General features: G+C 59.8%; 9 protein-coding genes. 4 read left to right on the top strand and 5 right to left on the bottom strand.

Annotated elements, in window-relative coordinates; translation table 11 throughout:
* The first annotated feature begins 149 nt into the window (after positions 1–149).
* The 3 genes from ACMX25_RS30665 to ACMX25_RS30655 are packed head-to-tail and all read left to right on the top strand — an operon-like array spanning position 150 to position 4,208.
* Positions 150–1,952 (top strand): acyl-CoA dehydrogenase C-terminal domain-containing protein, encoded by a 1,803-nt coding sequence (locus ACMX25_RS30665; RefSeq protein ID WP_414953669.1) that lies wholly within the window; start codon positions 150–152, stop codon positions 1,950–1,952.
* A gap of 47 nt (positions 1,953–1,999) precedes the next feature.
* Positions 2,000–3,289 carry a CaiB/BaiF CoA transferase family protein gene (locus tag ACMX25_RS30660; protein WP_414953668.1) on the top strand — a complete coding sequence of 430 codons (1,290 nt, stop codon included), beginning with the start codon at positions 2,000–2,002 and terminating at the stop codon, positions 3,287–3,289.
* Positions 3,290–3,332: 43 nt separating this feature from the next.
* A complete protein-coding gene (locus ACMX25_RS30655) occupies positions 3,333–4,208 on the top strand; it encodes an SDR family oxidoreductase (protein WP_414953667.1) in 876 nt (291 codons plus the stop codon).
* 210 nt (positions 4,209–4,418) lie between these two features.
* Here the strand turns inward: ACMX25_RS30655 and ACMX25_RS30650 are convergent, their stop codons facing one another.
* From ACMX25_RS30650 to ACMX25_RS30630, 5 genes are all read right to left on the bottom strand, one after another.
* Complete coding sequence (locus tag ACMX25_RS30650) at positions 4,419–6,287, bottom strand: AMP-binding protein (RefSeq protein ID WP_414953666.1); 1,869 nt, start codon at positions 6,285–6,287, stop codon at positions 4,419–4,421.
* 81 nt (positions 6,288–6,368) lie between these two features.
* Positions 6,369–7,505 carry a thiolase family protein gene (locus tag ACMX25_RS30645; protein WP_414953665.1) on the bottom strand — a complete coding sequence of 379 codons (1,137 nt, stop codon included), beginning with the start codon at positions 7,503–7,505 and terminating at the stop codon, positions 6,369–6,371.
* Between the two features lie 74 nt (positions 7,506–7,579).
* Complete coding sequence (locus ACMX25_RS30640) at positions 7,580–8,059, bottom strand: MaoC family dehydratase (protein WP_414953664.1); 480 nt, start codon at positions 8,057–8,059, stop codon at positions 7,580–7,582.
* Positions 8,060–8,107: 48 nt separating this feature from the next.
* The gene (locus ACMX25_RS30635) at positions 8,108–10,195 is read right to left on the bottom strand and encodes a 3-hydroxyacyl-CoA dehydrogenase NAD-binding domain-containing protein (RefSeq protein WP_414953663.1); all 2,088 of its coding nucleotides are present in this window, start codon (positions 10,193–10,195) and stop codon (positions 8,108–8,110) included.
* A gap of 347 nt (positions 10,196–10,542) precedes the next feature.
* The gene (locus tag ACMX25_RS30630; RefSeq protein ID WP_414953662.1) at positions 10,543–11,289 is read right to left on the bottom strand and encodes a TetR/AcrR family transcriptional regulator; all 747 of its coding nucleotides are present in this window, start codon (positions 11,287–11,289) and stop codon (positions 10,543–10,545) included.
* Between the two features lie 286 nt (positions 11,290–11,575).
* Between ACMX25_RS30630 and ACMX25_RS30625 the strand changes: the two genes are divergently transcribed.
* The gene (locus ACMX25_RS30625) at positions 11,576–12,373 is read left to right on the top strand and encodes an ABC transporter ATP-binding protein (protein ID WP_414953661.1); all 798 of its coding nucleotides are present in this window, start codon (positions 11,576–11,578) and stop codon (positions 12,371–12,373) included.
* The last annotated feature ends 3 nt before the right edge of the window (positions 12,374–12,376 follow it).

Raw genomic sequence — 12,376 nt, 5'->3', positions numbered from 1 at the left:
CGCAACGACCAAACATACGTGCCATTTCCTCTTGCACTGCCAAGTATCGGGAGATAACATAACAGTGTCAAGATTAAAAGTGCGGCAGCCGGAAGACTACCTCGTCAGGTGATGGGCTGTTATGTGAAAACCACCTTTGCGAGTCAACCATGTCAGGTTACGACGCACCAATCCGCGAAATCCGTTTTCTTCTCGAAGATGTCTGTGGGTATGAGGAAAGAACGGCCGCACTGCCCGGATTCGAGGATGCGACTCTCGATCTCGTGATGGCCGTGCTCGACGGTGCCGCCTCCTTCGCGCAGGAGGTGCTCGTTCCCCTCAACCTTCCCGGCGACGAAGAGGGCTGTCACTTCAGCGACGGAAAAGTGCGCACGCCGAAGGGCTACAAGACAGCGTACGACTTGTACTGCAAAAACGGTTGGCCTTCGCTCGCGGCCTCGCCGGCCTGGGGCGGCCAGGGGTTGCCGCCCTCCGTCGCACTGATGGTCCGTGAATTCATCGCCTCCGGATCAATGTCCTTCGGTATGTATTCAGGCCTGTCGCAAGGCGCTTACCGGGCCATTCTGGCCCACGGCACCGATGAGTTGAGGAAGACCTACCTCTCCAGGCTAGTCGACGGATCCTGGACCGGCACCATGTGTCTTACCGAACCAGAAAGCGGGTCCGACCTGTCGCGCCTGCGCACACATGCGGAGGCGCTGCCCGACGGCAGTTATCGCATAACGGGCACGAAAATCTTCATCTCCGGCGGCGACCATGATCTCGCGGAAAATATCGTTCACCTCGTGCTCGCCTGCTTGCCCGGCGCGTCGTCCGGCACGCGTGGACTCAGCCTGTTCGTCGTGCCGAAGCACGTTCCCGATGCAGTGACAGGCGAAATATCCCTGTCGTCGCCCAATTTCGTCACGACCGGCTCCATCGAACACAAGATGGGCATTCGGGCTTCTGCAACTGCGGTGCTGAACTTCGACGGCGCGCGTGGCTGGCTGGTCGGCAAGCCGCATTGCGGCTTGCGCGCGATGTTCACGATGATGAACTCCTCCCGTGTAGGCGTTGCAGTGCAAAGCGTCGGCGTTGCAGAAATCAGCTATCAGAACGCACTTGCCTACGCGCACGGCCGTCTGCAAGGCCACGCACTAAAGGCCGCCGAGTCACGATCGGACGCACCTGTACCGATCATCGATCATCCGGACGTGCGCCGCGGACTGCTCACCATGAAGGCCTTGGTCGAAGGCATTCGCGCGCTTTACATCGACGCTGCGCTGCTGCTCGATGTGCGCGCAGCTCAGCCGCAATCTGCCGAAGGTGAGGCCGCGGAGAACCATCTTGCGCTGCTTACGCCGGTACTTAAGAGCTTCATCAGCGAGAGCGCGCTACAGGTGACCGACCTCGGCATCCAGATTTATGGCGGACACGGTTATGTGCATGCGAACGGCATGGAACATCTTTACAGGGACGCGCGCGTCGTGCCGTTGTACGAAGGCACAAACGGCATCCAGGCGCTGGATCTCGTCATGCGAAAGGTAGAACTCGACAACGGTCGTGTTCTCGATTCATGGCTTGCGTCCATCGATAAAGTAGTCGAAAGGGTAATGTGCACCACAGACCTCGCTCATATGGCGGTAGCCCAAGGCAGGGCGACCGGACACTTGCGCCAAGCAACGGCCGCGCTTCGTGAATGGGGTGCAGGCAACGAGCTCGATACCTGCGGTGCGGCGACAGACTACCTGCGGCTGTTCGGGCTTGTCGCCCTCGGTGCGGCATGGCTGCGCATGGCGGAAGCTGCCAGCAAGGGTCGTCAGACACACCCCCAACTTACACCGTTCTATAACGGCAAGATCGGTACGGCGGACTTCTATTTCCGGCGTCTCCTACCCGAATCCGAATGGCGCTTCGACGGTGTGATTCATGGCGCCCGTTCGCTGATGACGCTTGCTCCTGCGGAGTTCTGACACGTCGCCCGTAAGCCTCCTTCATTGCAGCTCAAAGGAATTGAAACATGCCTGACAGCACAACCCGTGGTCCACTCTCGGGAGTTCGCATTCTCGATCTAACGAGTATCGTACTCGGCCCCCTCGCGACACTGACGCTGGCGGGACTTGGCGCCGAAGTCATCAAGATCGAGGCGCCGGACGGCGACAACGTGCGTGAAGCCGGCTCCATGCGGCACGACGCTCAAGGCAATGAACACGTCAAGATGGGTCACGTGTTCATGCACAACAATCGCGGCAAGAAAAGTCTCGTGCTTGATCTCAAGAAAGCGCAGGCACGCGACGCGCTGCTGCGTCTCGTCAAGGATGCCGACGTGTTCCTGTCTAATGTTCGCCCCGCCGCAATGAAGCGGCTAGGTCTCGACTACGCGGCAATGGCGGCAGTCAACCCACGTCTCATCTATGTGACGGCGTGTGGCTATAGCACACGCGGTCCCTATGCCGACCGCCCCGCCTACGATGACCTGATCCAGGGCGCGGCCGGAATTCCATGGTTGATGCAGCAGTACGGCACGGCAGAGCCCGTCTATGCGCCCGTCTCGTTGGCAGACCGTGTAACCGGCCTGCATGTTGTCTACGCCGTCAGCTCTGCGCTGTTCGCCCGCGAACGCAGTGGCCACGGGCAGGAGATCGAAGTGTCGATGTTCGAGAGCGTTGCGCACTTTGTGCTCGCGGACCATATGGCTGGCAAGACGTTCGAACCGTCCGAGGGTGAGGCTGGGTACGACAGGCTTCTCTCTGCGGATCGCCGTCCCTACCAGACCGCTGACGGCTACTTGTGTGTGCTGATCTACAACGACAAGCACTGGCGCGAGTTCTTCAAGGCGATCGGCAAACCCGAACAGTTCTATTCGGATCCTCGTTTTTCGACTCAACGAAACCGGTCGCGCAATATCCGCGAGGTCTACGCATGGGTCGGTTCGGCCATGCGCACGCACACCACTGCGCAATGGCAGACCCTGCTCGACCAAGCCGACATTCCCTATCAAGTCGTCAATTCGATCGAGGATCTGTTGAACGACCCCCATCTGACCGCCACTGGATTTATCGGCGAAGAAACACATCCGACCGAGGGCCGGGTGCGCACACTTGGCAACCCCACCGTGTGGTCCGGCACGCCGCTGCCAGCGCTCGAACCGGCACCGGCACTCGGACAGCACAGCGCGGAGGTCCTGCTGGCCATTGGCTACTCCAGCGACGAAGTCGCACGACTCATCACGGAAGGCGCCACCTTCGCACCCGATATGCCCGCACCCACCGCGGCAGTTGCTACCGTTTCGACAATCACGCCGGCCTGAGCCGGCACCATCCAGACATCGACTCGACCATCAAGGAACTCACATGTTCAAGAACGACCTGTTGAAAGGCAAGCGTATTCTCATTACCGGCGGTGGTTCGGGCCTGGGCAAAGAAATTGCAGCGCGTTACTTGGAACTGGGCGCAGACTTGTACATCTGCGGGCGGCGCGACATCGTGCTGCAAGAGACGGCCGCCGAACTGACGAGCCGTTTCGGCGGCTCCGTCAAGGGACTCGCGGTCGATATTCGCAACGCCGACGCCGTCGACCAGATGATCGGCGAAATCTGGAAGGAGGGTGCCCTTACCGGACTCGTGAACAACGCTGCGGGCAATTTCGTGAGCCGCACCGAAGATCTCTCATCCCGCGGATTCGACGCAATCGCCAACATTGTCTTGCATGGCACGTTCTACGTGACCCAAGCTGTCGGCAAGCGCTGGATTGCTGAAGAGCTTCCCGGCAGCGTGCTTTCGATCCTCGTCACATGGGTGATGAATGGTGGCCCGTTCGTGGTGCCCTCCGCGATGTCGAAGGCCGGCGTGAATGTGATGACGAAGTCGCTAGCCGTCGAGTGGGGACGTCACCAGATTCGCCTGAACGCGATTGCACCAGGCGTGTTTCCGACTGAGGGCATGAGCAAGCGTTTGTATCCGGGACGCGACGATGCCGGCCGGTCTGATGGCAGCAGCCCAATGGGCCGCGCGGGCTACATGTCGGAACTGCAGAATCTTGCAACCTTCCTGATGGCAGACGGATGCGAGTGGTTAACCGGCCAGACGTTGACAATAGACGGCGCCAATTCGCTCGCTACCGGCGGTAACTTCTATCACTTCAAGGACTGGGCCGACGATGACTGGGCGAACGCGCGTAATTCGGTTCGTGAGTTGGACGACAAGGATCGCGTTGCCCGGGCGGTTTGAAGAGGTTTGATTATTCAGACGTAGAGGATTTTGGGCCTCTCGCTTCGATGCACTGGGAGCGGATTACAATCCGGCGCCGTAGCCAGACAGTCAACGGAAAACGAGCGCTACTTTCAGGCTTGAGATGGAAGGCTGATCCATCAGGAGTTGTCGTGCCGTTCTCGTATGCGTGCTGGCGCTAGCACTAGCGCCAGCACGACGTAGTCTCATCTAAGACGAAGCTACGACATGCGGTGCTCGAGGCACGCCGAACAATGTGTCGATCTCATCCTTGCGCCGCTCGATCACCGCGCGTTGATTGATACTGCCTTTGTCCGTCAACTCGTAATGCTGCATGGACGGCGGCTCCGCCAACACGAGGAGACGCTCGATGCGCATCGACGCGCCTCTTTGCCCCTCGTTGAGCGCGGCGAGATTGCGCTCCAGTTCTGCGAGCAGCACCGGATGCGCGAGCAGATCGTCACCTGCCGCTCCACTCAGCTCGGGCAATACAAGTGCACATTCGGCCTCGTCAAGCCAGGCCATAGCACCGACGGTGTCCTGGCCGTCGTGTGCTATCACGACCTCCTTGACGAGAGGATGGCAAGCCTCGATCAGCCGCGTGCGCAGTGCCGCCGTTCGCACCCACGTACCGTTCGAGAGTTTGAAGTCTTCCGCAAACCGCCCGGCAAAGCGCAATCCCGCCACAGGCCGTTCCGGATCCACGAACCGCACCGCGTCGCCGAGGATGTAAAACCCTTCATCGTCGAAGGCCGCGGCGGTCTGTTCGGGCGCGTTCAGATACTCCCTGATGATGTTCGGCCCTTTGATGCGCATCTCGTAGCGCCCCGGCAAAGCCGGATCTTCAATCAGTTTCAATACGACATCCGACACCGGAAGTCCAATGCAGCCGACATCGTCCACGGCCCAGTATTGCGTGACGGCCGGACCCGAACTTTCCGTGGCGCCAAACACAGATGTGAGCACAATCCTTTGCCCGGTAGTGCGCACCGCGATCGACTGAAAGCGATCGTAAATGGCGCGCGACAGAACGGCCCCTCCGTAATAGACATAGGCGAGCCGCGAAAAGAAATGCGCGGCGAATTTCTCGTCGCGCTCCATCGCATCCACCAGCATCGAAAGCCCCGCGGGGACGTTGAAGTAAAGAGACGGCGCGACTTCGCAAAGGTTCTTGAGCGTCGCGTCGAAGCGTGCCGGCAAGGGACGGCCTTCGTCGATATAGAGCGTCGCGCCGAACCGCAGAATCCGGTTCAGCACAATGTTGCCGCCCATCACGTGGTGCCACGGCAGCCACTCCAGGTAGACTGGCGCTTCGTCGGGGTCCTTCTCGAAGACGCGTGCAGTCATTTCTTGCGCCGCCGCCAGATTTCTCCGGCTTTGCACCACGGCTTTGGGCAACCCAGTCGATCCCGAAGTGAACATGTATTTGGCTGGCAGATCCGCGTGGAGTTCGCGATGGTGCAGCTCGACGTCCGGGTCGATAGCCATCCTTACCAGTTCATCGAATTGACGCATGCCGGGTGCAAGATTATCGACTGCGATTACGCGCTCCGGCGGTATGTCGAGCGCGGCAATTGCACCTGCAAAACGCTGCGCGTCCTCAACAAAAACCAGATGAGGCGCAACGATAGACACAGCACTTCTCAATCGCGCGTAGGTCCCCCCGAGCAAAGAATAGGCCGGTGAAACCGGCGCCACGGGAACGCCCGCATACAGTGCACCCCAGGTCAGCAACGCCTGTGCGACCGAATTTTCCGACAGGATGACGAGCGGCGCAAACGGGCCCGCGCCGTTCCAGAGCAATGCCGTGGCGATCGAGCGCACCGCGCCCCATACTTCGCTCACGCTCCACGAGACCCACTCGCCTGTCTTGTTTCGTTGAGCCAGCATCGGGCTCGTCGGCCGTAAATTCGCCCAATGTTCGAGCCAGTCCGTCGTGCACGATTTTATCGGCGGCAAGGGCTGCCCCGCTCTCAAGATGAGTGTGCCATCCGCCCGCCGCTCGATATCGACCGACGGTGTCCGAAAGCCAACTTCGCGAAATGGCGTATCCATGATGTCCACAACCGTTGACGTCATATGTTCCTCTGATATGTTGCGGTTGGCACGTCTTTCGTAAACCGTGCCACGACTCTTTCCACTCTGATGAAACCGCTCGGCCTAAAGCGCTTCCAGCACCGTGGCAATTCCTTGCCCTCCGCCGATGCATTGCGTCGCCAGCGCATAGCGCCTGCCGTGGCGCTTGAGCAACGACGCCGCCTTGCCGACGAGCCGTGCACCCGTTGCGCCCAGCGGATGCCCGATGGCCAGTCCGCCGCCGTCCAGATTGACACGTGCTTCGTCCAGATCGAGTTCGCGGATGCACGCCACTGCCTGGCTGGCGAACGCCTCGTTGATTTCTATAACGTCAAGATCGTTCGTCTTGATGCCGGCGCGAGCCAGCGCCTTGCGCGTAGCCGGAATCGGGCCAATACCCATCAGCTCCGGCTTGACCGATGCGACCGCAGCGGACTTCAGCCGCGCCAGCGGAACGAGTCCGTGGGCGCGCGCGAACTCCTCCGTGCAGATCAACGTGGCGGATGCGCCGTCCGTCAGCGGAGAAGAAGTGCCCGCCGTGACACTGCCATCTTCCTTGAACACCGGCTTGAGCCCGGAGAGCGCCTCGGCATTTGTGCCGGGACGAATGCAGCCGTCCTCGGAGACGAGGCCATCCTGCGTCTGGATCGGCACGATCTCATCCGCGAGCCGGCCCTGCGCGCGCGCCGCGGCCGCCTTTGCGTGCGACACGACAGCGAGCGCTTCCTGCGCTTCCCGACTGACTTTATAGAGCGTTGCGACGTTTTCCGCTGTCATTCCCATCGATGTGTAGACCTCCTTTTGGTCACGCTCGAGCGTCGGATTGAACGACTTGTTGTGGCCACCCTGGGGCACCCGTGTCATGGACTCAATGCCGCCGCAAATGAACGCATCGCCGAAGCCGAGTGCAATCTGGCCCGCCGCATAGTGGATCGCCGACATGGATGAACCGCAGAAGCGGTTGATTGTGGCGCCGGGAACATGGTCACCGATCCCGGCGCGAAAGCTAACAATGCGCGCTATGTTGTAGCCCTGCTCCGCTTCTGGGTACGAACAGCCGAGGATGAGATCTTCGATGAGCGCCGGGTCGATATCCATGCGCTCCAGCAGTCCCACGACCACTTGTGCCGCGAGGTCGTCTGGACGGATGCAGGCAAGCGCACCCTTGCGTGACAGATGAAATGGCGAGCGCGCAAATCCGGCTACGACAATATTGTTCATGCTCTTCTCCTGAATTGGTGCCAGCCGGGCGCGGACCCGCTGGCATATAGCTGTAACTTGATTCGAAGCGTTGTTCAGTGCCGGCTGTGGGCATTGTCGGAGATGCCAGCCGGGCGACGTGGAATACTGCTTAGCCCATAGAGCCGCATCACCAGTTCGCCACGCTGATTCTTCAGATCGATACGCGCTCTCGCTATGCCGCGCTTCGGCTTGTCGGGAATAGCCTCTATGCCGACTAGTTCGCGCTCGACAAACACCGTGTCTCCGGGCCGCACTGGTTGCAGCCAACGCAACTCGTCCGCGCCCAGTCCGACAATCGGCGTTTCGCCGAAGAGGCGTGCACCCACGCACAGCCTCATCGCCAACGCGGCAAGATGCCAGCCGCTTGCGATCAGACCGCCAAATGGACTGGCTTTAGCCGCCTCCTCGTCGGTATGGAAAGGCTGCGGGTCGAACTTGCGGCCGAACTCGATAACCTCTTCGACCTCGATGAGCACCTTCTCACTTGTCCATGCCTCGCCAATCTTCAGGTCTTCCAGATATCGCCGGGTCATTTGAGTCGTTTCCTGTAGATGCGGCTTTTGAACAGCGTAGGCACTCCGCTATTCGAAGCGTGCGCCCTGCTGTGCAAGCTCCACCAGCAACGCGCACGGCTGCCACTGGCTGCCTTGGTAGCCCCGCTGATACTGCTTTATCCTATCAAGCACATAGTCAAGGCCCAGCGTGTTCGCGTAATGCATCGGGCCGCCACGCGTCACGGGAAACCCGTACCCGGTTGCATAAACGACGTCGATATCGGATGCGCGTTGAGCAACACCCTCTTCCAGGATCAGCGAGCCCTCGTTGATCAGGGCGAGCATCAGGCGCTCAACAATCTCGGCAGCGTCGATCTCGCGCTTCGGCACGCCGATCTCCTTGCGGTGCGCCACGAGAATCTCATTCACTTCCGGATCTGCGAGGCGTTTCCGACTCCCCGCTTCATAGCGGTACCAACCCTTGCCGGTCTTCTGTCCTAGCCGCCCTGCTTCGCAGACGCGGTCGGCGATACGCGAATACACCATGTCGGGCCGCTCGACATAGCGACGCTTGCGGATCAACCAGCCGATGTCGAGGCCGCTGAGATCGCCTACCGCCAGCGGACCCATTGCCATGCCGAACTGCTCCATCGCCGAATCGATTTGCTCCACGCTACATCCTTCATCGAGTAGGAACAGCGCCTGTTGCAGATAGCGCTGCAGCATGCGATTGCCGATGAAGCCATCGCATACGCGCGACAGCACCGCTGTCTTGTTCAGCTTGCGGGCCAATTGCATCACCGTGACCAGGACGTCGTCGGATGTCTGTGCGCACCGCACGACTTCGAGCAAGCGCATGACATGGGCCGGTGAAAAGAAGTGCATGCCGATCACGTCTTGCGGACGGCGTGTGACGGCGGCAATTTCATCGACGTCGAGCATCGACGTATTGGTCGCTAGAATCGCGCTTGGCGGTGCCAGCCTGTCGAGATCGCGGAAAATCTGTTGCTTGAGGTCGAGGCGCTCGAACACAGCTTCAATCACGATATCTGCCTCGCTCACTGCCGCGGCGAGATCCAGTGTTGGTCCGATGAGCTCCAATGTGCGCTCGCGCGCGTCGTCACCCATGCGGCCCTTTGCAACATGGGTCTCGTAGATTCCTCGAATGATCGACATGCCACGCTCTAGACCCTCGCTTGTCGCATCCACGAGCGCTACCCGAATGCCAGCATTAGCAAAGCACACGGCAATACCTGCGCCCATGGTTCCCGCGCCAACGACCACCGCCCGTCTGAGTGCGCGCGCCTCTACACCGGGTGCAACTCCCGTGATCTTCGCGGCTTGCCGTTCCGCAAAAAAGTTATAGCGAAGCGCTTTGGATTCAGGCGTCTCCAGCAACTCCAGAAATCGCTCGCGCTCGAACTTCATGCCTTCCTCAAAGCTCTCTTCAGTCGCGACCTCACAACAATCGACGATATACAGCTTGCCTTTGTGGCCGGGTGAGCGTTTCCTGATGTCGGCGCGCAACACCTCAAAGAGGCCGGCTGGCGCGGAGTCCATACGGGCCGCGCGTTCACGGGTCCTGCGCAATGGCGCACCGCTGGCGATAAGCTCGCGTGCAAAGTCCAGCGCGTCCTCAAGAAGATTGTCGAGCGAAAGCCGGTCAACGAGTCCGTACTCATACGCTACGGACGCGCTGATCGGCGAGCCGCTTAACATCATCGGCGCGGCGTGCTCCATTGGAACCAGCCGCGGCAACCGCTGCGTGCCCCCGGCTCCCGGCAGGAAGCCGAACTTCACCTCTGGCAGGCCGAGGCGCGCGTCCACAGAGACGACCCGGTAGTGCATCGCCATTGCGAGCTCGAGCCCTGCGCCAAACGCAAAGCCACCGATCGCAGCGATCAGTGGCCTGTCTAGTCTGTCGAGACTTTCAATCAGTTCCGGCATGGTTGGCGACAACTTCTGCGCCGGTGTATCGAACTCGCGTATCTCCGCGCCGCCACAAAAAGGCTGGGCGCCCCCCGTGATGACAATGGCCCTGACGTCGTCGTGCGCCGCGGCATCGATGAGCTGATCGTGCAGCTTCTTGCGTTGCGCAGCGGACAGGCTGTTGACGGGTGGATTGTCGAAAACTATGACGGCTACGCCATCTGTCACCACATATGGGGGCACCATGACCATCTCGTCTCCTTTTGATTGCGCTTGCTGAAGCGCCTTTTATACGAACAGCGCTACGGACATAGCCGCTTCGCGCAGGCCGCCTGCATAGACCACCAGCAAACCAGTTCGCCGGTCATTCATGCAATCGATTGTGACAGCGTCAAGTTTGAGTGTCAACACAACCGTTCGGCGTGACAGGCACACATGACACGCGTGTCTGGACGCTGCAATCGCAATAAAGATGGGAGAGGACGAAACAGCCGCCTGCAATAGGTACAGCCGGCAACAAACGGGGTAACGCGAAATTGGACTGCGCGCAAAGTCAATGGCTCGATGCCAGAAAGGCGGGTTCTGCCTGCGAGTTACTTCTTGCGTCCGTCTCGGCGCACGGGTGCTTCTGCTTCAACGTGTGACGACTTGAGGCCGCCCAGCAGAAGGTTGATGACGCCCGTGCATACGTCATCGATCATCGTGTCAGGCACCTGGCAAAGGCCGCTATCGCGATCGGACAAGAGCGTAGCCAGTCCGTGCATGCCGGACCATACCGCAATGGCGGAAAAGCGCGGCGGACGTCCGTCTTTGCTATGGTCGGACATGAATTCCGCAATCGTATTGTTGAGAAATTCAAATGACCTCGCGCTCACTTCCATCAGTTCACGATGCTTCTGCTTGTCCGAGATGCGCGGACCAAACATCAAATGAAACAGCTCCGGGTGCTGCAATGCAAATTCGACGTATACGCGCATGATCACGCGTAGACGGCGCTCCTTGGTCATGCCGTCCTTCAGCGCGGCGAGACGCTCACCCATCAATTGATGGAAGCCCTCAGTTGCAATCGCTGCGAGCAGACCGTCCTTGTCGCCAAAGTGATGGGTCGGCGCAGTCTGCGAAACACCCGCGAGACGCGCAACTTCACGTAAAGAGAGGTCGGCCGCGCCGCGTAGCTCCAGCAACGCAAGGCCGCGTTGCAGCATTTCTTCGCGCAGGTTGCCGTGATGCCAAGAAACCTTCTTGGTCGGCTCAATATCGGTCGATACAGGGTTGGACATAATCTTTTCACTGAAAATTTTCGGATGCCCCGCCTCGTTCCTGCGGGTCGATGGCGACATTTTACTCCGCCGATCAACCTGATCCCCGTCAGGAAGCGCCAATTCGTAACGCCGCGGGAATATGCAGCAGTGGACACGTTGCTTAACCAAGGGAAATCCCCAACAGAAAACTGTTTGCCAGCCGATCGCCAGACTCCTATCATCGCTATAAACTTGACGCTGTAATGTTTAAGATCAGGTAGATAAGCATTCAGAGCGTCCGCCAGCATCCGAGTCCGCCGGTTGTCCCGAACGAGTTGGCGCGGCCAACGAACCCTGTAGCTAGCGAAAGATTCAGGATCATAAAATGACAGTGACGAACACACGATCGACCGAACCGCCGGCAGCCCTCGCGCTCGCAGGGCTGAGAAAAGCGTTCGGGCCGACCGAGATCATCAGAGGTGTCGACTGGTCAATTCCGAGCGGCGAGAGCCATGTGCTCATCGGACCGAACGGCGCCGGCAAGTCCACACTCTTTCATCTGATCAGCGGCCGGTATCTGGCCACCGAGGGCACGATCCATTTGAACGGTATCGACGTAACCAGATACGGCGCCAATCGAATCAGCCGCTCGGGGTTAGGAAGGACTTTCCAGACCACGAACTTGTTCGGCCGAATGAGCGCGTTTGAGAACACCCGGATCGGCGCGCTGCGCGCGCTCGGCTACGGTCCGTCCTTTTGGCGCGGATTGCCCCGGGGAGGCCCCACGGACATTCGTGCGCTCGAAGTACTCGATGAAGTAGGACTGCTCGACAAGCGCAATGAGCCGGCCGCGCTCCTCTCCTACGCCGATCAGAGGGCTCTCGAGATAGCGTTGGCGCTGGCCGGCGGTCAGAAGGTCCTGCTCTTCGACGAGCCGACCGCAGGCATGAACAAACAGGAAACCCGTCGGGTCATCGAACTGCTTCAACGGGTGCGCGCAGCCGACAGCGGGCGCACCTTGGTCATCATTGAACACGACATGGATGTGGTGTTCGAACTCGCTGACAGGATCTCCGTGCTCGTCTATGGAGAAATCATCGCCTGTGATGCGCCGGCGCAAGTACGTGCCAATCCGGCCGTGCAGGAAGCCTATCTCGGCACTCCCGCACAACGGACACATTGAAAA

Source organism: Caballeronia eucalypticola, from assembly GCF_047608185.1.
In the GTDB taxonomy this organism is placed as follows: Bacteria; Pseudomonadota; Gammaproteobacteria; order Burkholderiales; family Burkholderiaceae; genus Caballeronia.
Note: the sequence above shows the minus strand (reverse complement) of the source record. Positions and strands in the feature narration are given on the sequence as shown.

Coding starts and splice junctions, on each gene's coding strand:
- ACMX25_RS30665 (WP_414953669.1), top strand. CDS start 150: ATGTCAGGTTACGACGCACCAATCCGCGAAATCCGTTTTCTTCTCGAA.
- ACMX25_RS30660 (WP_414953668.1), top strand. CDS start 2,000: ATGCCTGACAGCACAACCCGTGGTCCACTCTCGGGAGTTCGCATTCTC.
- ACMX25_RS30655 (WP_414953667.1), top strand. CDS start 3,333: ATGTTCAAGAACGACCTGTTGAAAGGCAAGCGTATTCTCATTACCGGC.
- ACMX25_RS30650 (WP_414953666.1), bottom strand. CDS start 6,287: ATGACGTCAACGGTTGTGGACATCATGGATACGCCATTTCGCGAAGTT.
- ACMX25_RS30645 (WP_414953665.1), bottom strand. CDS start 7,505: ATGAACAATATTGTCGTAGCCGGATTTGCGCGCTCGCCATTTCATCTG.
- ACMX25_RS30640 (WP_414953664.1), bottom strand. CDS start 8,059: ATGACCCGGCGATATCTGGAAGACCTGAAGATTGGCGAGGCATGGACA.
- ACMX25_RS30635 (WP_414953663.1), bottom strand. CDS start 10,195: ATGGTGCCCCCATATGTGGTGACAGATGGCGTAGCCGTCATAGTTTTC.
- ACMX25_RS30630 (WP_414953662.1), bottom strand. CDS start 11,289: ATGTCGCCATCGACCCGCAGGAACGAGGCGGGGCATCCGAAAATTTTC.
- ACMX25_RS30625 (WP_414953661.1), top strand. CDS start 11,576: ATGACAGTGACGAACACACGATCGACCGAACCGCCGGCAGCCCTCGCG.